At 44.8% G+C, this 24,938-nt stretch carries 23 protein-coding genes; 6 read left to right on the top strand and 17 right to left on the bottom strand.

What is annotated here, in order from left to right:
- The 3 genes from LRY47_RS04105 to LRY47_RS04095 are packed head-to-tail and all read right to left on the bottom strand — an operon-like array spanning position 1 to position 2,617.
- On the bottom strand, positions 1 to 795 hold the full coding sequence (locus LRY47_RS04105; protein WP_295222835.1) for an ABC transporter permease: 795 nt from the start codon (positions 793 to 795) through the stop codon (positions 1 to 3).
- A complete protein-coding gene (locus tag LRY47_RS04100; protein ID WP_295222833.1) occupies positions 743 to 1,792 on the bottom strand; it encodes an ABC transporter substrate-binding protein in 1,050 nt (349 codons plus the stop codon). The genes LRY47_RS04105 and LRY47_RS04100 overlap by 53 nt, the downstream gene beginning before the upstream one ends.
- Before the next feature lie 9 nt (positions 1,793 to 1,801).
- Entirely contained in the window at positions 1,802 to 2,617 is an 816-nt protein-coding gene (locus tag LRY47_RS04095; RefSeq protein WP_295222831.1) for an ABC transporter ATP-binding protein, read from the bottom strand.
- Between the two features lie 383 nt (positions 2,618 to 3,000).
- Here LRY47_RS04095 and LRY47_RS04090 point away from each other — a divergent pair, with 383 nt between their 5' ends.
- Complete coding sequence (locus LRY47_RS04090) at positions 3,001 to 3,318, top strand: RNA-binding protein (RefSeq protein ID WP_295222829.1); 318 nt, start codon at positions 3,001 to 3,003, stop codon at positions 3,316 to 3,318.
- Between the two features lie 92 nt (positions 3,319 to 3,410).
- A complete protein-coding gene (locus LRY47_RS04085) occupies positions 3,411 to 5,297 on the top strand; it encodes a diguanylate cyclase (RefSeq protein ID WP_295222828.1) in 1,887 nt (628 codons plus the stop codon).
- Here the strand turns inward: LRY47_RS04085 and LRY47_RS04080 are convergent.
- The 12 genes from LRY47_RS04080 to LRY47_RS04025 form a co-directional block, all read right to left on the bottom strand.
- Complete coding sequence (locus tag LRY47_RS04080) at positions 5,294 to 6,022, bottom strand: helix-turn-helix transcriptional regulator (protein WP_295222827.1); 729 nt, start codon at positions 6,020 to 6,022, stop codon at positions 5,294 to 5,296. The two genes, LRY47_RS04085 and LRY47_RS04080, sit on opposite strands and share 4 nt — an antisense overlap.
- 345 nt (positions 6,023 to 6,367) lie before the next feature.
- The gene (locus LRY47_RS04075; protein ID WP_295222825.1) at positions 6,368 to 6,526 is read right to left on the bottom strand and encodes a FeoB-associated Cys-rich membrane protein; all 159 of its coding nucleotides are present in this window, start codon (positions 6,524 to 6,526) and stop codon (positions 6,368 to 6,370) included.
- A gap of 17 nt (positions 6,527 to 6,543) precedes the next feature.
- Entirely contained in the window at positions 6,544 to 8,730 is a 2,187-nt protein-coding gene (feoB, locus tag LRY47_RS04070; RefSeq protein WP_295222824.1) for a ferrous iron transport protein B, read from the bottom strand.
- Positions 8,730 to 8,963 carry a FeoA family protein gene (locus LRY47_RS04065; RefSeq protein ID WP_295222823.1) on the bottom strand — a complete coding sequence of 78 codons (234 nt, stop codon included), beginning with the start codon at positions 8,961 to 8,963 and terminating at the stop codon, positions 8,730 to 8,732. Before LRY47_RS04065 ends, feoB begins: the two co-directional genes overlap by 1 nt.
- A gap of 252 nt (positions 8,964 to 9,215) precedes the next feature.
- On the bottom strand, positions 9,216 to 9,533 hold the full coding sequence (gene trxA, locus LRY47_RS04060; RefSeq protein WP_295222821.1) for a thioredoxin: 318 nt from the start codon (positions 9,531 to 9,533) through the stop codon (positions 9,216 to 9,218).
- A gap of 102 nt (positions 9,534 to 9,635) precedes the next feature.
- The gene (locus LRY47_RS04055; RefSeq protein ID WP_295222819.1) at positions 9,636 to 10,424 is read right to left on the bottom strand and encodes a TIGR02757 family protein; all 789 of its coding nucleotides are present in this window, start codon (positions 10,422 to 10,424) and stop codon (positions 9,636 to 9,638) included.
- Positions 10,402 to 12,816 (bottom strand): TIGR03960 family B12-binding radical SAM protein, encoded by a 2,415-nt coding sequence (locus LRY47_RS04050; RefSeq protein WP_295222817.1) that lies wholly within the window; start codon positions 12,814 to 12,816, stop codon positions 10,402 to 10,404. The genes LRY47_RS04055 and LRY47_RS04050 overlap by 23 nt, the downstream gene beginning before the upstream one ends.
- On the bottom strand, positions 12,816 to 13,937 hold the full coding sequence (gene rodA / locus LRY47_RS04045; protein WP_295222847.1) for a rod shape-determining protein RodA: 1,122 nt from the start codon (positions 13,935 to 13,937) through the stop codon (positions 12,816 to 12,818). Before rodA ends, LRY47_RS04050 begins: the two co-directional genes overlap by 1 nt.
- Positions 13,903 to 15,744, bottom strand: a complete 1,842-nt coding sequence (mrdA, locus tag LRY47_RS04040) for a penicillin-binding protein 2 (RefSeq protein WP_295222816.1) — start codon at positions 15,742 to 15,744, stop codon at positions 13,903 to 13,905. The genes rodA and mrdA overlap by 35 nt, the downstream gene beginning before the upstream one ends.
- Complete coding sequence (locus LRY47_RS04035) at positions 15,725 to 16,195, bottom strand: hypothetical protein (protein ID WP_295222814.1); 471 nt, start codon at positions 16,193 to 16,195, stop codon at positions 15,725 to 15,727. The genes mrdA and LRY47_RS04035 overlap by 20 nt, the downstream gene beginning before the upstream one ends.
- The gene (gene mreC, locus LRY47_RS04030) at positions 16,192 to 16,986 is read right to left on the bottom strand and encodes a rod shape-determining protein MreC (RefSeq protein WP_295222812.1); all 795 of its coding nucleotides are present in this window, start codon (positions 16,984 to 16,986) and stop codon (positions 16,192 to 16,194) included. The genes LRY47_RS04035 and mreC overlap by 4 nt, the downstream gene beginning before the upstream one ends.
- A gap of 19 nt (positions 16,987 to 17,005) precedes the next feature.
- Positions 17,006 to 18,022, bottom strand: coding sequence for a rod shape-determining protein (locus tag LRY47_RS04025; RefSeq protein WP_295222811.1), 1,017 nt, complete (start codon positions 18,020 to 18,022; stop codon positions 17,006 to 17,008).
- A 257-nt stretch (positions 18,023 to 18,279) separates the two neighbouring features.
- Here LRY47_RS04025 and lysS point away from each other — a divergent pair, with 257 nt between their 5' ends.
- A complete protein-coding gene (gene lysS / locus LRY47_RS04020; protein ID WP_295222809.1) occupies positions 18,280 to 19,749 on the top strand; it encodes a lysine--tRNA ligase in 1,470 nt (489 codons plus the stop codon).
- Complete coding sequence (locus LRY47_RS04015) at positions 19,739 to 20,689, top strand: GGDEF domain-containing protein (RefSeq protein ID WP_295222808.1); 951 nt, start codon at positions 19,739 to 19,741, stop codon at positions 20,687 to 20,689. The genes lysS and LRY47_RS04015 overlap by 11 nt, the downstream gene beginning before the upstream one ends.
- On the opposite strand, the gene LRY47_RS04010 is transcribed toward LRY47_RS04015, so the two are convergent.
- Both LRY47_RS04010 and serA read right to left on the bottom strand, forming a co-directional pair.
- Positions 20,686 to 21,081, bottom strand: coding sequence for a secondary thiamine-phosphate synthase enzyme YjbQ (locus LRY47_RS04010; protein ID WP_295222806.1), 396 nt, complete (start codon positions 21,079 to 21,081; stop codon positions 20,686 to 20,688). The two genes, LRY47_RS04015 and LRY47_RS04010, sit on opposite strands and share 4 nt — an antisense overlap.
- On the bottom strand, positions 21,081 to 22,703 hold the full coding sequence (gene serA / locus LRY47_RS04005; protein ID WP_295222803.1) for a phosphoglycerate dehydrogenase: 1,623 nt from the start codon (positions 22,701 to 22,703) through the stop codon (positions 21,081 to 21,083). The genes LRY47_RS04010 and serA overlap by 1 nt, the downstream gene beginning before the upstream one ends.
- A gap of 178 nt (positions 22,704 to 22,881) precedes the next feature.
- On the opposite strand from serA, the gene hemE reads away from it, so the two are divergent.
- Together hemE and hemH are read left to right on the top strand one after the other, a co-directional pair.
- A complete protein-coding gene (gene hemE / locus LRY47_RS04000; RefSeq protein ID WP_295222802.1) occupies positions 22,882 to 23,895 on the top strand; it encodes a uroporphyrinogen decarboxylase in 1,014 nt (337 codons plus the stop codon).
- A complete protein-coding gene (gene hemH / locus LRY47_RS03995; RefSeq protein ID WP_295222800.1) occupies positions 23,892 to 24,839 on the top strand; it encodes a ferrochelatase in 948 nt (315 codons plus the stop codon). The genes hemE and hemH overlap by 4 nt, the downstream gene beginning before the upstream one ends.
- The last annotated feature ends 99 nt before the right edge of the window (positions 24,840 to 24,938 follow it).

Genomic DNA, 24,938 nt, shown 5'->3' with positions numbered 1-24,938 from the left:
TTAACGTTTGTGCGTCCAGTGCAGCGCCCTGTTCTGCACTATGTCGAAAATCTCCATCAGAATAACTATTACGACCGACAGAAAGATCATACCTGCAAGCACTTTCGGATAATCCGAAAAATCAGCATAATACTGTATAAAATGCCCCATTCCTGATGTCGCGCCGAACATCTCCGCCACAGTCAGCAGGATAAAGCTGAAAACCAGCGCCATTCCGGCACCGTTGAATATTGTCGGCAGCGCCCCGGGCAGAATCACTTTTGTGAACAGCCTGAAACCCGTAACCTTAAGCACTTTTGCATTATCCAGATAACGTTCCTCAATAAGTCCCACGCCGTGTATGGTTCCCATTATCACAGGCCAGAAAGCACCTACGAATATTATGAACCACGACGAAAGCCAGAATGTCGGAAGTACAGCTATCGCATAGGGTATCAGCATGGTCGGAGGAATCGGGCTTGCACCTCTGAACAGAGGCATAAGCACCCTGCGCAAAGGAGCAGAATGTCCCACCATAAGCCCGCCGCCTATCCCAAGGATAAGAGCCGCAAAATAACTCGGTATCAGCAGTTTCATTGAGCTTAAAAAACCTTCCGCAAGCTGAGGGAAAGAGTTCACCAGTTCCGGCAGTATCTTAGACAGCCCCGGAAACAGAACAGGTTCAAGTGTTCCTGTAACATCCGTAAGCAGTTCAAATATAAGGACGAAAGCCAGAATTATAACCGCCGTCCCCCAAAACCTTTTAATGATGCGCATGGTCTTCACTGTTCCTTTTTGCAAAACGTTTTTTAGCATCCAGATAATACCTGTCTCTGGGGTACTTTTTCAGCAGGTCACCCAGAGCTTCCTGATACAAAGTAGTGTTGATATACTTTGTAATATCTATGTTGTCTGCATTTTGGACATAATCTATGGATTTCATATCATCCCACATCTGTTTCACGCCGTCCGTATCGGGATCAACCCTTGTGGACTGGTGAGGTTCCAGAACGAAAGCTCTCGCCGTTGGTTCGTCCAGATTGAGATATTTCATTGCAACACTGACAACAGAATCAGGGTGTTCATGCTTGAATTTCTCAGCCTGAATAAGCGCTCTAAGGAAAGCTCTGTATGTTTCATGATATTTGACAGTATTTTTACCGCGGGCAACAACTCGGCAGCAAGGGTGATCGGGAAACAGATCGTTGCTCCAGCCCACAACGGCAACGCCTGCCTGCTCAAGTTTCATAACTATTGTTGACGAACCGATACCCGCATCGACTTTTCCTGCCTTAACAGCCTCAAGAACGGCGGACGGATTCTTAAGTTCTATGATTGTAACGTCTTTATTAGGGTCTATACCGGCTCTTTTAAGTGCTCCGCGCCACACTACGTCTGCGGTATATATTCTTGCAGTGGCAATGGTTTTACCTTTAAAATCCTGAATGGATTTAAACTTGTCCTTGTTCTCCGGCAACGCTATTATGGGGTGACCGCCTGCCAGCATACCGCCGATTATCGTAAAGTCGGCACCTTTGGATATAAATGCCAGAGGTCCTGCCGTTCCGAAAGATACGCCAAAATCTATCTTTCCGGTGTTAAGAGCGTTCAAACCGTCTGAGGAACTTGCAAACTGAACAAGCTCCACATCAAGTCCCTCTTTTTCAAAGAATTTCTTATCCTGCGCCACCAGCGTCAGGATGCTTCCTCCACCAGGTGCATACCCAACCTTAAGTTTAGGTCTCTCGCCTGCATATGCCTGAAAAGCAGCAAGCAGTAACAACGTAAGAACGATAAATAAAAATCTTTTCATAGCCTTCTCCTATATCCACTCGCCCAATGACAGGACGGTTTCTCCTTTATCAAGTCCGTTCAGAATATTTTCCTGAAGTATATTAACCAATTTCTCTCTGATGGTTTGAAACTGCTTTTCAGCAGCCGCTCCTCTGCGCCTTCTCGGTCTGGGTATATCAACCTCTATAATGCCCTTTACAGACCCAGGATTTACACCCATCACAACTATGTGAGTGGCAAGAAGTATCGCCTCGTCAACATCGTGGGTCACAAAGAAAACAGTCCTTCGTTCGCTGTTTTTCTGCATCCAAAGCCCAAGCAGCAGATCCTGAAGCTTTGCCCGTGTGATGGCATCAAGGGCGCCAAAAGGCTCATCCATAAGCAGTATCGGGGAGTTTACAGCAAAAGCTCGCGCTATTGCGGCTCGCTGGCGCATACCTCCTGACATATGTCCCGGCAGTTTATCAAAATTTCCTGCAAGCCCGACCATATCAAGATAGTCAGCCGCTATTTCACGGTATTCACTCTTCTTTTTCTTTGGAAAAGCCTGTCTGAGAGCAAGAACAATGTTCTCACCTACGGTCATCCACGGGAAAAGCGAATAATCCTGGAAAACCACTCCCCTTTCCAGATCAGTTCCGATCACCTGTTCACCGTTAATAGTAATATTTCCGCTATCCGGCATGGACAAACCTGCCAGAAGACGAAGCAGCGTACTCTTCCCACATCCTGAAGGTCCGAGCAGGCAGACAAAATCACCCGATTCCGCCTTAAGAGATACGCCCTCCAGCACTTTTGATTCCCCATAAGAATATGACAAATCAGAACAAATGACTTCGTACATTGTATTTCTCCATTAGTCTTTCATCAGTTTCTTGTTCAGCTGAACAGAACATATCAGAACAACATCAGACAAGTCAACACAAAAAGCATTAAATCTATAGATTTTATATATTTTAATATCGAAAAAGAAAAAACACTATTTTCTATTGCTATTTATGAGTAACGATGTATATTTAGTGTGTCAGACCGATATTTGGTTGAACGTTGTTAGCAAATTCATCCGGATTTTTTGAACCAGAACCTTATCATTTATGCCGTTGTACCTCAATATAACCCGCAAAAATTGTTCATAAGTTTCCTGAGTTTGGCTCCTTTCCGTCCGTATTGCTCACCGTATTATCCCAGAGTTGTGTGTTTTGACAAATAATTTCATGAGGAATTTTAATGAACATTTATGTAGGTAACCTTAGCTACTCAACAACTGAAGAAGACCTTACTTCTCTTTTCGGCGGCGTTGGCGCTGTTGATTCAGCTCGCATCATCAAAGACAGAGAAACTGGTCGTTCTAAAGGATTCGGTTTTGTTGAAATGGGCAACAACGACGAAGCAAAAGCAGCTATCGAGCAATTCAACGGTGCAGAATTCGGCGGCAGAAACATCACTGTTAACGAAGCTAAACCCCGTGAAGAAGGCGGAAACAGAGGCGGCGGTTTCGGTGGCGGACGCGGTGGATACGGCGGCGGTCGCGGCGGAAGATACTAATAATAACCAGCTTACGCTGATCTCATAAAGCCGGACAAAATTTGTCCGGCTTTTTTTATTTGATAAACCCGATTAGAAGGGTATACTTTTACATGACGGAAAAATACAAGGACATAAAAAATAACACGCTTGCACGCCTCGCTTTCCTGCTTTTATTGCTGGTTGCTCTTTTTATGTTCATTTCCTATATAAGCTACCGGCACAAACTGGATACCACACTGTCAGAAGAGACCGCGCATCTGCAGACATTCTTCAAATCCGAACTAAATGCCCTTAACGAGCTTAATTTCACCAGAATTGACAATATACTTGCGAATCAGGACGTTATCAATGCCATTGAGCAACATGACAGAGTGAAGCTTTATACTCTTGTTAAGCGCAACTATGACCTTTTCAGTTCTGAAAACCGTTTTTTTAAAAACATGCATTTTCACACTGAAAAAACCGTCACTCTGTTGCGCGTTCATATGCCGGAAGTGTACGGAGATGATCTTTCAAAAATAAGACATATCATAGCAAAAGCAAATCAGTTAAAACTGCCGGAAACAGGTGTTGAAGTGGGGGTGAACGGCATATATTACCGCGTTGTTCAACCTGTTTACAACAAAGATCACAAACACATCGGATGCCTTGAACTGGGTACGGATCCCATGTATTTTACTCATCTTCTGGAAACGATATACGGCGACAAAAAACTGGCTTTCGTCTTTAAAAAAGATGCTCTGAACATACTTCAAAACAAAGATGGGCTGGAACTTGTCGGCAACACTTATATAAAAACAGACTCACCGGACTTCTTTCGCGATGCACTGAAGGAATTGGGGAATGAAAAAAAAATCACTTATAAAAGTTACGGAAGAACTTATCTCATAGCTCCTGTAATGGAGCTTAATAATTACAGCAATGAAAGCATAGCCTCCCTTGTTGCAGCCATAGACATTACTCAGAGCATAGAGAATATAAAGAATGATGTACTCATACTGTTCCTGTTCAGCGTCGCCATGGCGGTTTTAACACTCGCTGTAGTAAATATCGGATTCAACAAATATATCGGCAGACTGGACAAAACAAACCTATATCTGAACATGGCGAAAGATGAGCTTACGTTTAACCACAATATAATCGACAAATACGTCATACTTTCCGAAGTTGACGCAAACGGCACCATAACAAAAGTGAGTTCGGCTCTCTGTGATATATCCCAGTTTTCACAGGAAGAACTCATCGGCGCTCCCCATTCGATACTGAAACACCCGGATACGGATCAAAACACATCCAGACAGATGTGGAACACCGTCATGTCAGGAAATTCATGGAACGGAGATATAAAAAATATCAAAAAGGACGGAACCACCTTCTGGGTCAACGCTCACTTCATACCCAAACTGGATGAAAACGGCAAATTTGTCGGTTATCTCTCCATCAGAAACGACATAACAGACAAAAAACGGGTTGAGGAACTGACTATCACAGATGATCACACTGCCCTTTACAATAAGAGGTATTTCAACCAGATTCTTGATCTGGAGGTCAGAAAAGCTCAGATAAATCAAACACCACTGACCCTTGCAATCATAGATATAGACTTTTTTAAGGCATATAATGATACCTATGGTCATCTGAAAGGAGATAAGGTTCTAAACAGAATTGCTATGAACATAAAAAGATCGCTTAACCGCCCTGAGGATTATGCTTTCAGGATAGGCGGAGAGGAGTTCGCCGTAACATGTATGAATATGGCCCCGAAAGATTCAGTGGATTTCTTTGAACAGATGCGCAGAGAGATACATAACCTGCATATTGAACATTCTTCCAGCGAAACAGATAAATTTATAACAGTATCAATAGGTATTTACTGCGCGGTACCATCCGCAGGCGCAACAGCCAATACCACGTTCAGAAAGGCAGACATAGCCCTTTATAACGCAAAACAATCCGGCAGAAACTGCATCAGTTTATTCAAAGAAAACGAAAGTTAAGATATGATGCTGTTCGCAATAGCTATAGCAACCGCATGCTGACGGTTTGTCGCGTTCAGTTTACGTTTGATATTCTTTATATGAAAATTCACGGTATTCTCGCTTATCTCAAGTATCTTAGATATCTCCCATGAGGTCTTGCCGACCTTAAGCCAGCGCAGAACATCCATCTCACGACCGCTGATAAGCCCCGGGTCGATATCCTGCATTTCGCTTAATCTGTAATAAGCGTTAGCAAGGTGCGGGTATATAAAGTAAAGGAGTTCTTCCGTTCTTTCAGATTTGATGAATTCACGTCCGCCGAAGGATATAACAGCTGTTTTCGACTTGTCGGGCGCCACTTTGCTGAAACTGTAGCCGCAAAGATTCGGAAGCACCATGGAAGGTGTCACGGAATTATTTATAGCAGGAGGCAGCTCTTCCCACCACATCATGGTTTTTCCGGCGCTGACCATTGAATAGACAGGGTCGTTTGGATTGGGGCTGCTGGAATACTGGTAAGGCGACCATTCCTTCATAACGCTCAGGTTGGTATAGAAAGTCTGCATCTTCCACTCGTCGGAGAAGTAAACCGCTCCGATGTGTACAAAATCAAAGTCAAAAAGCCCTTTAAGCCCCATCACCAGCGATGTAAACGTGGAATAGGTTCGGATATTAAGAAGCTCAAGGGAAAAATCAAGTATATTAGTTAGTTCTTTACGTTTAAGCATGACAGGAAGTTCCATAAAATGAAATTAAGCATAAAAAAATGCCGTTGGAAGCAAAGCCCGGAAAATGTTGCCACCAACGGCCAATTGCGGGACACGGTTTGCACCGTGTATGACTTTTGCAAAAACTTGGTTTTGGTGAAGTTTTAGCTAACATGGTATACCCCGTTTAACAACATTTTGATACTACCAGAAGTAGTGGCGTGTATCTTCCTTTATAACCAATAGTATACACAATCGGTTTTATAAATGCCACAAATATTTGAAGAACAAGGATTTCATACCTTTTAAACAGATATTCAATAAAATGTAAATTTATCTGACAATTACAAAAAAGAGGGGCAAAAGCCCCTCTTTTAGTATCTATATTTTCTTTCCGGAGGAACAGCTTCCGCCGCATCCGGAACAGGCACATTCCATTGGTTTGTCACCTTTTGCCTGTTTATAGGTCTTCCACGCCCTGTTTCCGGCGTAGCCGAGAGCCCAGAGCAGAATCACCGCAAGTATTACGTTAGATATCATATTTCACCTCCGCAGGGTTACCCCAATATCTGGAAAGCAGCCACAGAAGCAATGAACGCAACACCTGTGTATACGAACAGAGTGAAAAGCGCCCACTTGGACGAGCCTGTTTCCTTACGGATAGCAACCACTGTAACAAAACATGGCGAATACAGCAGTGTAAAGATTATCAGCGAAATTGCGTTTGCAGTTGTCCAGCCGGATTTAACCAGCTTATCGCCGAGACTGTCGGACTCTTCGGGGTCAACTTCGCCCAGAGAGTAAGCAGTTCCCAAAGACGCAACCACAACCTCTTTCGCAGCTATACCGCCTATAAGAGCAATATTGGTTCTCCAGTCAAATCCTGCAAACTGAGTTACTGGTTCAAATACCTGTCCGAGCTTACCGGCAACAGAGTTGGCAAGCGCATCTCCAGCCTCTGTTGCATCAACAGTTGAAAGCTGATCACGGTATTCCTGTGCAATGGCAGACACTTCCTCTGCATCAGAATCGCCCTCTTCCACAACTGCAGTGTCGTAAGAAGAAATAATTTCCTGGCGCTGGTCTTCATATACCTGAAGCTGTTTTTCGGAAAGCTGGGGAAACGTCATCATCGCCCAAAGCAGAACTGAGATTGCGAGGATAACAGTACCTGCCTTTCTGACGTACATCCAGCATCTTTCCCATGCGTGGATTGTAAGACCTTTAAGTGTGGGCATTCTGTAAGGAGGGAGTTCCATAACGAATGCTGAATCGGGTTCTTTAACAAAGAATGTGCCAAGCAGTCTTGCTATAAGAAGAGCAAGAAGCCAGCTTATAAGTGTTATCGCGAGCATGATACCGCTCTCGTTGCCGGGGAAGAAAGCCTTGATAAGCAGTGCATAAACGGGGAGTTTAGCACCACAGGGCATGAAAGGAGCGGTAAGGATTGTTATAAGTCTCTCTTTTTCGCCTTTAATGGTTCTTGCAGCCATAACACCGGGAACAGCACAACCGCCTGCGATACCGCCTGAAACTATGTATGCGACAACCGAGTTACCCTGAAGCCCGAAAAGACGGAACACTCTGTCCAGCATATAAGCTGTTCTTGCCATATAGCCTGAGTCCTCAAGGAAGGCAATCGCAAAAAACATGAATAGGATCAGAGGCGCAAAGCCCAGAACCCCGCCCACACCGTCAATAATACCCGATGTGACAAGGGATTTAAGAAGCCCTTCCGCCATATGCGCATCTGCTATACCACCGAGCCAGCCGAACAGACTTTCGAGCCAGGCAACCGGATATTCACTTGCCCAGAATGTAAACTCGTATATAAGGTACAGGAAACCGAGCATTATGACCGGTCCGAGGAGTTTGTTGGTAAGAACCTGATCTATACGGTCGCTGAGATACAGTCTGTCCAGAGGTGAATCCTCGTATGTTACGACCGATTTCAGGATAGAGCTGATGTAACCGTATCTGTAGTCTGCAATAAGGTTTTCAGCTGTTGTTTTCTGTGTTGTTTTGATGTGGCTGTTAAGTTTGTCAGCAATGGAAACAAGTTCCTGATGGATACTGCCTATTCCGGCTCCTTCCGCAGTGATCTGCTCATCGTTTTCAAGGTATTTCAGAGCTGTCCATCTGGGAAGATATTTTGCGGTCATGAAACCCGCATCCTTGATCTTTGTTTCCATTTTCACAAGAGTTTCGTCAACGTCGGGTCCATATGATATATCGAAGTTCTGTGTTTTTGTCTGACTTGCGCTGAATTTTGCAACAGCGTCCAGAAGTTCTTTAGTTCCTTTGTTCTCTCTTGCAACTGTTTCAACAACGGGAACGTTCAGAGTTTCAGCCAGCGCCTTCACGTCGATATTTATTTTTCTGAGTTTCGCAACGTCCACCATGTTCAGAGCCGCCATAACGGGCGCCCCCATCTCCATGAACTGTACGAACATATAAAGATTTCTTTCAAGGTTTGAAGCGTCAAGCACGTTTACGATAACGTCGGGTTTTTCGTTAACAACGTAGTCTCTGGCAACCTTTTCTTCAAGAGAATAGGGGGAAAGGCTGTATGTACCGGGGAGATCGACAATAGTAAATTCCTCTCCGCCGTGCTTAACTTTTGCTTCTTTCTTTTCAACAGTAACACCGGGGTAGTTTGCAACATGATAGTTTGCACCTGTGATGTTGTTGAAAAGAGATGTTTTTCCGCAGTTCGGGTTTCCTGCAATAGCAACTACCTTCATTAATCATTAACCTCCACTTCTATATGATCAGCTTCGTTGTTCCTGAGAGTGATGGTAAAACCTCTCACCTTCAGTGCAACAGGGTCAAAAAGCGGAGCCCTGCCGATAATTTTGAATTCAGTTCCTGAGGTCAGACCCATATCATTGATCCTCTGCCGAAGTTCTCCTTCGCAGTTGACCTTGACAATCCTGCCCTTTTGATTGTCCTTCATCTTTCTCATGGAAATAATCATTTTGATCTCCCTAATTAAAAAAAGTAAAACCTATTACCAAGCATGATGAAAATAACTATCATTATCACGCTTCTACGTCAAGAGAAAATGATATTCATTATCATCAATAGGCAACATAAGTTTGGAGAAAATAATTTTAATTGACCTGTATCAATAATTTGAAGATAACATCATAAACTAAAAAAAAGAGCAGCCTAAGCTGCTCCCGTAACGGTTTTAAAAGACCGCAATATGCATGTTTTGAAAGATATATTATATATGTCTTTTCAGAGCGTCTTCGTAAACGCCTTTAGGTTGAACGCCGATGAATTGCTCAACAACTTTTCCGTCTTTGAAAACCATAACTGTGGGTATGCTCATGATACCGTATTTTGCAGCGAGCTGCTGGTTTTCGTCCACATTAACTTTCGCAACTTTCACTTTGCCGACATATTCTGAAGCAAGAGATTCTATAGTAGGTGTGAGCATTCTGCAAGGTCCGCACCATACTGCCCAGAAGTCCACAAGGACGGGCATAGTGCAATCGAGTACTTCTGATTGGAAACTAGCTTCGTTAAGTTCTGCTGCCATAGCAATCCTCCTAAGTAACTTTAAACGCTTTCAGATTTATACTATACTATTTTCATGCTTTGTCAATGCTGTGGATATACATTTTAAATATTCATATATTCATCAGTCTCTAAATATACAGCCTTCATTATGACCGCATGTTCCGCAGGAGATGCTGCTCATATATTTACATCCGGAAACAATTCCCAGCCGCGTCAGTGCAAAATCATACTTCGCCGGATCATCAGGGTTCATACTTCTGAAAAAACTGCTTACTTTTTCGAGATTTGCACGGGTTGCAGAATCGTTTGTTATCACACCGTTGTTCTTTGCAAACCTGAGAATATGCGTATCTATTATCATCATAAGCTCAGACGGACTGAATTTTGACCAGATACCGAAATCTACGTTATCCTTGCGGATCATCCATCTCAAAAACATTCTAAGACGTTTTGAACCTGACGTTACAGGGTTTGGGAAAAGAAAATGCAGTCCGGTATCGGCATCCGCTGCATACTCTTTTATCAGTCCATGAAAAAGCAATATCCCCTCTTCCAGAGTGTCCCTTCTGGAAAAAATATTCTCTATTGAACCGTATTCACCGTATAAACGGCGCATAAGTTCAGCGTAATACTCGATATCGTGTTTCTTTTGAAATCTGTAATAAAGACCGCCGGACGGTTTTGCCGCCGCAAGCGGATCAGTACCGTAGTGATCCAGATAAGAACGTATAAAACCTTTTATAGCCTTAACGTTGCCGTATGCAAAAACCGCCGCCGTCAGAGCAACATACTCAGTATTCCCCTCGTATGCATGGGGAAAAAACACAGGGTCGGTGTCAATATATTCAATACTGTTGTACTTCTGATAAATGTTTTCGAGAAACGTTTTATAAATCGGTTCCGACCGCATCGTCGCCCTCTCTTGGTACAAGATAAACGTTTTTGCGTATTATGCCAATGTCTCCGCGTTCATATCCGAGGCTTTCAAAGAACTCAAAACAGTTAAAATTGCCTGTGGTCTCCGTTTTAAATACGATATCATCAGTTCCGATGTGAGCTGTGAAATCTTTGGAATCCATGACCTTAGGCAGTCCTCTCTTGTTCAGTTTATCGTATTTTGCCTCTCCGGCTTCATATTTGGCTTTAAATATGTCCATGAACTCCTTGTCGAATCCGAAACGGACGTATACGTCAAAGTGTTTCGGGTTCACTGGAAATTCAGTAAAATGCTTTATGCGTATCCATTTGGGAAGGATACCGTTCAGCCTGTCCATCGCCTCGTTGAAATCCTCTATCTTTTCAGACTCGAATATCAAAACCTCGTTAAGTCCCGAAAGTCCGGTGGAAGCCGCCTGAACGTAACTCAGCTTGGGCTGCGGATTGAACCCCTGAGTGAATTTCAGACCGAACTTTGAAATGGTGAGCACATGGGTAAAAAGCCTCTGTGTCTCTATAGCAGACAAAAGACTCAGACGCTCAGTCTTTGAGAATACCATCGCATAGCGGGTGAATTTCTGTTCGTCATCTTCTTTTACAGGCTCAAAAACCATCTCTGTCTTGTCTGCAAATACATTCTTTATCTCCTTGAAATCGCATATACCACAGTTGTGACATTCTCCGTCCGTACAGTCAGACGTAAGTTCAAGTGATTGTGATTTCAGGTATTCATCCCAGAGAAAATCGTTTGTGACACCGCTGTCAATATTCTCCCAAGGCAGTTTTTCCGTGCGTTTGTAATTGCGCTGTGCATAGTCCTCAACCTTAAGTCCGAACTTTGCAAAACACTCTTCCCAAACTGAGAAATTAAAATATTCAGTCCATGCGTCAAACATGGCACCGCGGCTGACAGCCTCTTCAAGAACGTTGCAGAGGTCTCTTGAACCTCTTGAGAACGCACCCTCAAGAACGCTGGTTTTAATACCGTGAAAAGCATGAGGTATTTTATATTTAACAAGGAGTTCCTTGAGTTTCTGACGTTTTTCAAAAAACTCGTCACCGCTGTTCTGACCCCACCATTGATAAGGTGTGTGCGCCTTCGGTACGAAATTTGAAACGGATACCTTTATGCTGAATCTGCCTTTACGCAGGTATTTTGCTTTTCTTGCAAGCTCCGCGATGGCGAGAACATCCTCCATTGTTTCACCTGGAAGTCCCATCATGAAGTACAGCTTTGCGCCGTTCCAGCCGGCGTCGGAGGCTTTTTCAACAGCTTCAAGTATCGCCTCTTCCGTAAGTCCCTTGTTGATGGAATCCCGCATACGCTGGGAACCCGCTTCGGGCGCAATGGTAAAGCCTGATTTGCGTACCTTTGAAAGCTCGCGGAAGATATAGTCCTTTATTCTGTCAGCCCTTATGGAGGGCAGAGCCAGAGACACTTTTCTGTCCTGAGTAAGTTTGACCATGGTCACAAGCAGCTCTTCCAGCCTGCTGTAATCGGACGCCGAAAGTGACAGCAGCGATGTTTCAAGATAGCCTGTCTTATCAAGCTGATAAAGAGCGTCGCAGGCTACGTTGTCCACACTGCGCTCACGGTTCGGGCGGTATATTATCCCCGCCTGACAAAACCTGCATCCCCTTGTGCATCCGCGGGATATTTCCACGGCAACCCTGTCCTGAACGGCTGGGATAGCGGGAACGATAAGATCCTTTATGGTGTAGTCGTCTGAAAAACCTGTATGTATGGAACGGATAACATGTTTATCCGGCTCAATTTCAGGTACATAAGTGAACGGCAGAGTGTTGAGATATGCTATCTTTTCCGCTCTGGAAGCGCCTTCCATACCGTGCAAAACTTTCATTGCATCCGGAAGGGTTATCTCCGATTCACCAACGAAGAAAACGTCGATAAAATCTGCGATAGGCATGGGGTTGCACACGCAGGGTCCGCCGGCAATTATTATGGGGTCGTCTTCGCCTCTGTTTTTGCTTCTGACAGGAATATCAGCCATAAGCAGAGTCTTCAGCATGTTGGTGTATGAAAGTTCATACTGAAAGCTGAATCCCACCACGTCGAATTTTTTAAGCTCTGTTGTTGACTCCAGACTGACGAACATTTCGCTGCCATATGCTTCAATGGCGTCAGGCCATGGCATAAAGAAGCGTTCACATACAAGTTCATCAAACAGGTTCAGCCGTTCATAGAGCATCTTGTAACCTATGTGGCTGATACCTACCTCATAAACATCAGGGAAAATGAGGCAGACCGACGTTCTGCCTTCATGAGTTTTGTGGATGGAGTTTATCTCTCCGTTGATATATCTTGCGGGTCTGGATATTTTAAGAAGCTTTTTGTAATCTTTCATTATACCTCGCTGGGACTGTCAAAACGCCTCATGGCAACACTGTTCACTATTCCCAAAATAGACATGAACGTGATGAGCGACGAACCTCCGTAGCTGACCATAGGCATAGGTATACCGACAACAGGCATCATACCCACGGTCATCGCCATGTTTACGAAAAACTGAAAAAAGAATAGCGCGGAGGCAGCTATACACACCAGCTTTCCCGCAGATTCTTTCGAGTTTATGCCTATATAAATTATTCGGAAGACAAGCCCTGTGAATAAGAGAATCACCACACTCGCACCAATGAAGCCGAATTCTTCCGCTATTACGGCGAAAATAAAGTCGGTATGGCGCTCAGGGATGAATTTCAGGTGGGACTGTGTTCCGTTCATAAATCCTTTTCCGAACAGACCGCCTGAACCGATGGCGATCTTTGACTGTATAACGTGATAACCGGAGCCGAAGGGATCAGCCTCCGGATTAAGGAAGGTTTCAACCCTCTGTTTCTGATATGGTTTCATATGCGTCCAGAGTATCGGGGCAGCAAACACAAGGCTTGTGACAATAACCATAAGAGTTACCCTTTTGATACCTATGAAAAGCAGAACGATACCCCATACGGCAAGATAGGTTCCGCCGGTTCCAAGGTCAGGCTGCAAAAAAACCAGCAGGAACGGCGGCATAGCTATGAACAGCTTTTTAATTATGTCCAGCATGCCGTATTTGTTCATAGTAAAGTCTATGTAAAGTCTTGCCAGAACTATTATCCAGATAAATTTGAAAAACTCTGACGGCTGAATACGGATACCCGCCAACGATATCCAGCGCACAGCACCCTTTCCCTCGTGTCCCATTGCAAGAACCGCCGCCAGCATCACAAGTCCGAATACATAAAGAACATACGAATACTTAACCAGTTTCTTGTAACCTATTGCGCTGAAACCAAAAAACAGCACATAGCCCAATATCAGAAAGTAAAACTGTTTCAGCCAGTAGTTGCGTACCTGACCGTCAACAGGGTCAAACCCTGCACTGTAGATAGCAAAAACGCCGACAGTAGTTATAAGAAAAAGAAGTACGAGCAGGACTACATCGAAATTTTCAATGTGCTTCCTGTCCAGTTTCACGCTTAACATAGCCAAGATCCGCCATTTTGTTTACTAGTGCTCCGACGATGGGCGCAGCGCCCTTACTTCCGGAGCCTCCGTGTTCTATCATTGCAACGGCAACGTATTTCGGGTTTTCCGCAGGAAAAACAGCGGCAAACCACGAGTGGTCTCTGTAATGTTCAGGAATGTCCTCTTCGTCCATATCCTCGGTGCGTTTAAGGCTGACAACCTGTGCAGTACCGGTTTTCCCGCCGAGATGCACACCTGGAACATTTGCCCTGTAACCTGTGGCGTGTGTACCCTCAACAACGTTCACCATACCTTTCATAGCGACATTTGCCGCCCATTTATCAATATGAACTTTGTTCTTCAGATTGCGCACAGGTTCACGCACATGCCCTGTGGACGGGTTTTCAAGATATCTTACAAGGTTGGGAGTATAGATGTTTCCGCCGTTGAATATACCGCCGAGCATGACGGCTATCTGAATTGGCGTGGTAGCTATATAACCCTGACCGATTGAAGTAATTATCGTTTCCCCCGGATACCAGCCTTCGCGTCTGACATCCTTTTTCCACTGTCTGCTGGGGAAGAAACCGGATTTTTCGTTGGGAAGCGCTATTCCTGTCTTAACTCCGAGTGAAAGCCTGTTGGAATAATCATATATAGTGTCTATACCAAGGATGAGACCGAGGTTATAAAAATAAACGTCACAGGATTCCTCAATTGCCTGAACAAGGTTAATGGTTCCGTGTCCGTCTTTTTTCCAGCACTTATATTTAAAGTTTCCGTACTGCATCTCACCTGTACAGGTGAATCTGCTGTCAGGGTTTATTTTGTGTTCCATAAGTCCCATAACCGCCATCAGTACCTTATAAACTGAACCTGGAGGGTAACGCCCTTCAATAGCTCTGTTAAGCAGCGGCTTGCTGGGATCCTTTATTATGGAAAGTCTCTCCTGCGATGTAGCAAAGGGCGTGAATGACATGAGATCAAATGCCGGAGCGGAATAAAGAGCCAGCAGATCAAAGTTGTTCACGTCCATTACGACGACAGCACCTTTTTTGCCGTCCATAAGTCTGTGCAGGAATGTCTGGATATCATAGTCGATGGTCAGGGTTATATTTTCACCCGGAACACTGGCTTTTTCAGAGAGGATCTCAACCGGACGACCGTATGAATCCACCTCGACCTGTCTTGCACCGTCAAAACCTCTCAGCTGTTTCTCATAAACCTTTTCAACTCCGGTTTTGCCAAGCATGTCGCCTGAACGGTAGTAATCACCGTCGCGCAGTTCCTGTTCGTTTACTTCTGACATATATCCCAGAACGTGGCTGAAAGCTTTGCTTTCCATGTAGCTTCTGACAGCCTCAAGACCTATCTCCACACCGACATAATCGTCGGAATGTTCCATTATCTCTGCAACCTGATTGAACGACAGACCGCGCAGAATTACAGCAGGCTCATAGAGATATGATTTCTCAACCTGTTTCATTGCGTATTTCTTGTCGATAGGCAGGACTTTTGAAAGTTTGTCCAGAATTCCGTTAAGGTCTTTTACGTCCTCTTTAACTATTTTCAGCTCGTAGCTGGGTGAGTTTTTAACCAGAAGCCTTCCTTTAACATCCTTTATGAATCCCCTGTCAGCCTTTATGCGGACAATACGGATACGGTTGTTCTCGGAAAGCTGTTTGAATTTTTCATAGCTTATCACCTGCATATAAAACAGGCGCAGTGCGAGGAACGCAAAGAAAAGTCCAAGCACCACATAACCGAACATGGCGCGTTTCTTGAAATATTCGAGTATCTCGTCCTTAAGCGTTCTTAAAAGCACTTCTGTACTCCATGAATTTCGCGATACCTATAGCAGACAGAACATTTATAACGGTTCTGATCAGAGACATCCTCACTACCGTCTCGGTGTCGTAACCGGAAAGAGCCGCGTTAAAAACACAATAGATAAGAGATATGCCTGTGAAAAGAAGTACCTTTGAGTTGAATTTCGTCATGTCCATAACAATATCCGCTTTGAACCTTGTGATGGAAAAAAGCAGAAACAGCATGATCCCGGGTCCGAAAAACCCGTTGCGCGCATAGTCGGTATATACACCGAAAAGCACGGAAAGCCATATGTAGTTATCTTCATCTATCATTTCGTAGATAAGCAGGAATATGACCAGAGAAAAATCAAAATGAGAAAAGACAAAAGCCCCCACCAGCGTCATGACATGACCTGCCACAAGCGCGGCAAGTATCGCCGGATAGAGATAGTTGAAACCTTTCATCGCTGTCTGATCACCAGTACGTTCTCAAGTTTTTCAAACCTGACCTTTGAGTTCAGGGTCATAATCTTGAAAAGTCCGGTTTCCGCAGTTTTAACATCACTTACATAGCCGACTACAAGACCTTTCGGGTAAACCCCGCCAAGACCTGATGTGACCATGGTGTCACCCACTTTAACATCGTCCAGTCTGTCGTAAAAGTCCACAGCCATGCTGCCGTGTCCGTTTCCGCGGACGATACCCACTGTGCGGGTTCTGTTGTTCATGACAGAAACGTTGCTGGCAGGGCTGAGGATAACCTCAACCTCGGCACTGTCCGCATAAACTTCACGCACCATACCCACAAGCCCGTTAAAGCTTATCACAGGATCCTGACGCTTGATGCCGTCGCGGCTGCCTCTGTCGATGACAATAAATTTAAGATAACCTTTAACGTTGCGCCCGATAACTGACGTAGGCACAAAGTCAAGGTCGGAATAGTTCTTGAACTTTAAAAGTCTGGCGATGCGACCGTGTTCCTTCACCTGCTCCCTAAGAAGGGAGTTCTCAAGCATAAGCTCGCCGTTTGCCTGCTTAAGCCTGTCGTTCTGTCTGCGCACGTCCACCAGATTGATGTACCCGCTCCATATGTCACTGAAAAAGCTGAACGATTTTTCAGTGTAATATACGAAGGGGTTGACGAAGTTGCCGATAACGCCCCTGAACGGTCCTTTTATCTCAGGATTTCGAGCCTGTATGATAATAAGGATGAGCAGGGCGATAAAAGCGATAAGTGTTTTTTTCCAAAGTTTCATCTGCCCCGCTGCCGACACCCTAGTCTATTGTAACTTTTTTCAGAAGCTCGATATTGTCAAGCACCTTTCCAGCACCTATGGCAACAGCCAGAAGCGGATCGTCCGCAACTATGATAGGCAGACCGGTTTCGTGTGAAAGACGTTTATCAAGTCCCTTAAGAAGCGCACCGCCGCCTGTAAGCACGATACCGCGGTCAACGATATCTGCGGAAAGTTCCGGCGGAGTTTTCTCAAGAGCGATACGCACAGCGTCGATGATTTTCGATACTGCCTCGTCCAGAGCTTCTCTTGCCTCTGCGTCGGTGATCTCAATGGTTTTGGGTATGCCGGTAACAAGGTCACGGCCTTTTATCTTGATGCTCATTTCGTTTTCCATGGGGAAACATGAGCCGATCTTCATTTTTATCTGTTCTGCGGTTCCGTTACCGATGAGCAGGTTATACTTGCGCTTAACGTAGCTCACGATTGAATCGTCCATTTCGTCGCCGCCGACGCGCACTGAGTTCGCGTAAACGATACCGGAAAGAGAGATGACCGCAACTTCTGTCGTACCGCCGCCGATATCGACAACCATGTTGCCTGACGGATCTTCGATGGGGAGTCCCGCGCCTATTGCCGCTGCCATGGGTTCTTCGACGAGATAAACCTCGCGTGCGCCCGCCTGAATGGCGGAATCTTTAACCGCACGTTTCTCAACCTGCGTAACGCCGGAGGGAACGCATATTACTATTCTGGGTCTTACCAGTGATTTTCTGTTGTGAACTTTCTGAATGAGGTTCTTAAGCATGCGCTCTGTAACCTCGAAGTTTGCAATAACGCCGTCTTTCATGGGACGGATTGCCACGATGTTTGCCGGAGTACGTCCCAGCATGCTTTTTGCCTCGCTGCCCACTGCGAGAACTTCGTTGTTGATGTTGTTGATGGCAACAACACTGGGTTCGGAACACACAACCCCCTTTCCTTTCACATATATGAGAGTATTGGCTGTGCCAAGGTCGATTGCTAAGTCATTGGAGAACATATCGAAAAGCCCCATGTGATTAAACACCCCCGATTTGGGTAATTTTTCTTCGTTTCAAACACGACAATTTAGACTATACGCAGACAGATTTCAAGTGAATTAATATATAAAGCCAAAGGAATTTATCTGCTTTTTTAGATTAGTGATTTTTATATACGGTGTCAAATAAATAAAATAGAATTTGACGCATTTTTTATTTGCACTTTGCTGGCATATACAGTTATGGTATAAACAGTCAAAATAAATCAACTTATCAGGAGATCTCACATTCAATGGAACAGCATCGCTTTGATAAAATGCAGAAGCTGAAAGAGCTTTCAGAACAGCCGTTTGTCAATTACCATAAAGTAGCGAACGACATTGCAGAAATAACAGCAAAATATGTGGAAGCAGAGGAAAAAGACCTGCCCGCACAAGACGTATGGTTCGACGTTGCAGGAAGAATCATGGCGCTTCGCCAATTCGGAAAAGCAGCCTTTGTAACCATCAAAGACCGCACAGGTATCATTCAGGTCTATGTTAAAAAGAGCGAAATAACAGAAGAGCAATACGCCGTATTCGACCTTACTGACGTGGGCGATATCGTCGGTATTAAAGGCTTCCTGTTTAAAACCAAAACAGGAGAACTGACCATCTGCGCAAAAGAATTCCGTCTGCTCACAAAAGCTCTGCGCGACCTGCCCGAAAAATGGCACGGATTGAAAGACGTGGAAACACGCTACCGCCAGAGATACGTTGACCTTATAGTTAATGAAGATGTTAAAGACAAATTCAGAAAACGCAGCCAGATAATTCAGGAAGTCAGAAAGTTCTTTATTGAAAAAGACTTCTTTGAAGTTGAAACCCCAATGATGCACCCCATCGTTGGCGGCGCCACAGCAAAACCCTTCATAACACACCACAACGCATTGGATATGCCGCTTTATCTGCGCATAGCCCCAGAGCTTTACCTTAAACGTCTCGTGGTAGGCGGGTTTGAAAGAATATTTGAAATTAACAGAAATTTTAGGAATGAAGGACTGTCAACCAGACATAATCCTGAATTTACTATGATAGAATGGTATAATGCATATAACGACTATCACGGTCTTATGGACATGATTGAGGAAATGTGCCAGAAAATAGCCGAAAAACTCTACAATAAGAAAGAGATAACTTTTAACGGAAACGTTATAGACCTTAGCGGCCCGTGGCCCAGACTGACAATGCAGGAAGCTATAATAAAAGGCAGCAGCATTACCGAAGAGATGCTTCAAGACAGAGAATCGGCAGAAAACGCAGCTATCAAAATTGGTATCAAAGTGCAGAAGGAATGGGGCAAGGGCAAAATCATTATGGAAATATTTGAAGAATTGATTGAACATACCCTTATCAATCCCACATTCATAATCGACTACCCGAAAGAGGTTTCCCCTCTGGCGAAGTCCAAAAAAGATGACCCTGAAACTACTGAAAGATTTGAACTTTTTATGGGCGGATTTGAGCTTGCCAACGGATTTAACGAGCTTAACGATCCCATTGACCAATATGAAAGGTTTGCCAAACAGGTTGCCGCAAAAGAAGCCGGCGACGAAGAAGCCTGCATGATGGACACAGACTATATCCGCGCTCTGGAATACGGTCTCCCCCCCACCGCAGGTGCCGGTCTCGGCATAGACAGGCTTGCGATGCTTTTCACAGACAGCCAGTCTATACGCGACGTAATACTATTTCCCCACATGAGGCCCGAGGATGCCGAATAACACTAAAGTTGCAGCAAGAGCTAAAACCGAACACACCAGACAGCAGATAGAGCAGAGGTTTCCCCTCGCCCAGTTCATGTCTGCCGAGGATATTGAGAATATCAACCGCGAAATTGTCGTCTTTGAAATATACGAAGACGACAATATCGCGTCTTTAAGAGAGCTGCTGAAAACCAACAACTTCTTCCTTTTCATCTCTGAAAAACAACACGACACACTGCTTCTCGAACTTTCGCAGGATTACCACTTTGTGTTCTGTCTGAAAGAAGACCCGGCGAAAGAAATTGAAACCCGTTTCAATATTCTGAAAAAACACAGAAGCATTACCCTGGAACTGGAAGAAAAAACGGAAGAACTCGAATCAACCATCTTTGAACTTGCGTTTGCATCAACTAACGTTCTGGAACAGAACGAATTCCTTGAGCAGATGGCTAAAAAGGACGGTCTCACCCTCCTCTATAACCACTCATATTTCAAAGATAAACTGAAAGATGAGATGCAGCGTTCAGGAAGGTATAACAACAGTTTCTGTCTTGCGCTTCTGGACATCGACTTCTTTAAAAAGGTCAACGACAACTTCGGTCACCTTAAAGGAGACGAAGTGCTAAAAGTCTTTGCCGGCACCATAAAAGAATGTATCCGTTCAACTGATCTCGCATCCCGCTACGGCGGCGAAGAATTTGCAATAATCTTCACAGAAACAGACCTCGAACACTCCATTATGGCTGTGGAAAGGATACGCACAAAACTTGCGGCTACAATATTTGAAAGCAATGACGAACAGTTTCAGATAACGTTCAGCGCAGGCATAACTCCTTATCACAAATGTTATACCGACGTTGAATATATGGTTGGTGTCGCCGACAAGGCTCTTTATCTGAGCAAGTCTACCGGACGTAATAAGTTTACGGTGCTTACAGGTGAGGATGTCTGCGGTTAGGAACCGATAAACTTCAGATAAACCTTGCGGTTTCTCGGTCCGTCGAACTCGCAGAAATAAATACCCTGCCATGTTCCGAGGATGAGTCTGCCTTTCTCAACTATCACTGTTTCCGATGCACCCACAAGGGAAGCCTTGATATGGCTGTCGGAATTACCTTCACTGTGCCTGAAATCTCTTGAAACCGGAATAAGCTTTGAAAGAAATGCGTTCATATCAGTCTGAACGTCGGGGTCTGCGTTCTCGTTTATCGTGATAGCGGATGTGGTATGCGGAGTATAGACGACGACTATGCCATCAGACAGCCCGTGGGCTGCCAGCCTGTTTTCCACATCACGGGTGATGTCCGCAAGCTGACAGCGGGCCGATGTATTGATATTCAGTGTTATCATTAAAGTGTAACGGCTTTAACTTCCATCATGCCGTCAAGGGCAAGTATCTCTTTAACAACGTCTGCGGAAATCTTGTTATCCACGCGCACAAAACCGACTGCGGTTCCTTCGGCTTCTCTGGAGAGTTCAAAATCTGCAATGTTGATGTTGTTGTTGCCGAGTATGGTTCCCAATTTGCCTATCATGCCGGGTCTGTCCATGTTTTTGAAATACAGGTAAGTTCCCTCGCCGATGAGGTCGAGATAGTAGTTGTCGTATGTGAGGATTCTTCCCACGCCGTCGTTGAATACCGTACCGCCGAGAGTCTTTTCCTCTTTGTCGGTCTTAACTTTGATAACGACGAGGTCGTTGAATTTACCATATGAATGAGTCTTGGTCTCAAGTATATCAATGCTGCGTTCTTTGGCAACATAAGGAGCGTTGATGAAAGAAACGTTCTCTTTAACAGCCACTTCCATAAATCCTTTCAGACCGGCGATGGTGAAAGGCTGAAAGTTGAAAGGTGTATCGAATGTTCTTTCGCCGAAATCCTCTTCAAATTTGGGACCGACCATTGTGAACTCGATGGATTCAGGTCTGCCCTTAACAACCTGCGCCGCAAGGTGTCCCATGCTCTCCATAAGCTCGAAATATTTCTGCATCTCTTCGGGAAGCTGTGACTTCATGAAGGGGATGTTTACCGCGTTGCGGTATGAACGTCCGTGGAGAGCGTTTTTAACCTGCTCGGCAATGATTACGGCAACGCCGTACTGACCTTCATGAGTGTTGGCTCCGATGTGGGGAGTGACATATATATTGTCCACTTCAAAGAAGGGATGGTTAACGGGGGGTTCTGTAACGAATACGTCAAGTCCTGCCGCAAGTACCTTTCCTGATTTACAGGCTTCAACAAGGTCAAGCTCGTTCACGATTCCGCCGCGCGCGCAGTTGATGATGACAACGCCGTCTTTCATCTTGGCTATCTCTTTGGAAGTGATAAGGTTTCTTGTCTCTTCTGTCAGAGGAGTGTGGAATGTGATAACGTCCGCCTGAGAAATTGCCTGCTCAAGTGTTTCGCAAAGCTCAACGCCGAGTGCGTCAGCTTTTGTCTGTTTGATATAAGGGTCAAAAGCAATAACTTTCATCTCGAAAGCCTTGCATCTTTTCGCAACGTTTCCGCCGATACGTCCAAGACCGATAATGGCAAGGGTCTTTTTATAAAGCTGCATACCCATGAATCTTTTTCTGTCCCACTCGCCGGATTTTGTGATCTGGTTTGCAGTGGGTATCTTACGAACCACAGAAAGCATCATCCCCATGGTAAGTTCGCAGGCAGCCAGTGTGTTGCCTGTTGGGGCGTTCATAACGATAATGCCTTTCATGCTTGCCGCTTCAATATCGACGTTGTCAAGTCCGACGCCAGCGCGTCCGATAATCTTCAGTTTCCCCGGATTTTCAATAAGGTCGGCGTCAACTGTAGTACCGCTTCTTGTGATTATCGCGTCATACTCGCCGATTATCTTTTTAAGCTCGGCATTCTTGATGCCCGCCATGATGTCAACCTGTATGTCGCCTTCCGCTCTCAAAATGTCTATACCGTCCGGTGAAATGTGGTCGGTGACAAGAACTTTGAATTTAGCCATCATATCCCTCTATATGAAGATTTAGGAAAATGATAATACCAAAGCAAGTAAGATTACGCAAGAATAACATACTAAATTTATAGGAATCTTTTGTATTTTACAGGTTAAATATGTAAAAGAACTTGACAGTGAACGGGAATTAAGGAATCAATATATAATCTTAAATTCGGAGCAAAACATGGCTTTCAACGATTTATTAATGAGAACCCTCAACGGCGAAAAAACAGACAGACCCCCAGTATGGTTCATGCGCCAGGCAGGACGATACATGAAGGAATACAGGGAAGTGCGCAGCAAAGTTTCCTTCCTTGAACTCTGCAAATCTCCTGAGCTTTGCACGGAAGTTACATTGCAGCCCATCCGCGCTTTCGGGTTTGACAACGCGATCCTTTTTTCAGACATTCTTATTCCGGTTGAACCCATGGGTATCAAACTGGATTTTGACCCCGCACCGGTAATTGCAAACCCCGTCCGCACTCTGGCGGATGCTGATAAACTTCGCGAGATAGACCCAGCTAAGGACGTTCCTTTCGTTCTTGAAACGGTTAAAAAACTCGTTAAAGCGCTCGACGTACCTCTTATCGGTTTCTCCGGCGCACCCTTCACCCTCGCATGCTACATGGTCGAAGGCAAAGGTTCTAAAAACTTTGAACACATTAAAATAATGATGCACACAGAGCCTAAGGCTTATGCCGTGCTGATGGAAAAACTGGCATCTTCAACCCTGAAATACCTTCAGGCACAGGTTGACGCAGGCGCTCACGTCGTTCAGATGTTCGACACATGGGCAGGTGTTCTTTCTCCCTATGACTATGAAAAATTCGTATATCCTTACGTTAAATATATTGTCGACAACATCAAAGGCGCTCCCATGATCTACTTTGCCAAAGATGCTTACAGCTTCTACGACACCATCGGCAAGCTCAACTGCGCAGGGATGGGCGTTGACTGGAAAACCAGACTTGTTGATGCCGATGCGAAACTCGGCAACGGCAGATACGTTCTTCAGGGTAACTTTGATCCGGTTCTTCTGTTCGGCTCAAAAGAGGCTATCAAAGAACAGGCAGAAAAGATACTTGAGGAAGGCAGAACCCTTAAAGGTCACATATTCAACCTCGGACACGGCATACTGCCGCCCACTCCCGTTGAAAACGTTGACTACCTCGTCAAAATAGTTAAAGGACTGGCATGAAAAAAGACCTGCTCTACATAATGTATATGGGCGGACCGGACAGCATCGAGGGGATAGAGGAATTCCTCTTCAACCTATTCTCCGACCGCACCATAATAGATTTCCATGTGGGCGGGCTTTTACAGAATTTCATAGCCGGAAAGATAGCGAAAAAACGCTCCGTAAAGGTAACTCCCGAATATATGAAGCTGGGCGGGCAATCCCCCCAGCTTCCTCATTTAAAGAAACTTCTCGAAAAGATAAAACCTGAATATCAGCGTATCACAGGCAGAGAGCTTGAAAGCTCCATCGGTATGTGCTACTACCACCCTTATATCAAGGACTCCCTCAAAGAACTTGAAGGGCAGGAATTTGAAAATATCTATGTAACGACCATGTATCCCCAGTATTCATACACCACCACGGGAGCCTGTTTCGACAGATTTAATCCGCTCCCCAAACCGCGCGGAAACATGATCGTCAAAAAATACTGGCACATGAACGAAAAGTATAACAAGTGCATAATCGACAGGATTTTCAAAGCCGCCGAAAAGCTGGATAGACCCCTGTCTGAATGTCACATCCTTTTCTCTGCACACTCACTGCCTGAATACACTGTGAAAAAAGGCGACGAATACACTCACCATATTAACGAACAGGCGGCGTACCTGATATCAAAAACCAACCCGAAATCACACGGGCTTGCTTTCCAGAGCCGCACGGGACCTGTTAAGTGGGTTTCACCTTACACCGATAAGGAACTTAAAAGGCTTGCCGACGAAGGCGTTGACAACGTCATAGTCGTGCCGGTATCTTTCGTTTCCGACCACATCGAAACGCTCATTGAACTTGACGAACAATATATCCCCGAATATAAAAAGAGCGGACTGAACATAGTTCGCACTGAAAGCCTTAACGACAGCGATGATTTCGCTGAGGCTATGCTGGATGTAATATTATCTTAAATCTTCTCCCTCCTTTATAAAAGGAGGGTTGGGGTGGATTTCTTAATAAATATAAATCCCCCTTTATCCCCCTTTTCCAAAGGGGGAGATAATACTTTC

It is taken from the genome of Seleniivibrio sp., from assembly GCF_021209385.1.
Taxonomy (GTDB): Bacteria; Chrysiogenota; Deferribacteres; order Deferribacterales; family Geovibrionaceae; genus Seleniivibrio.
The sequence above is the reverse complement of the archived record's forward strand: the minus strand, read 5'-3'. Positions and strand labels throughout refer to the sequence as shown.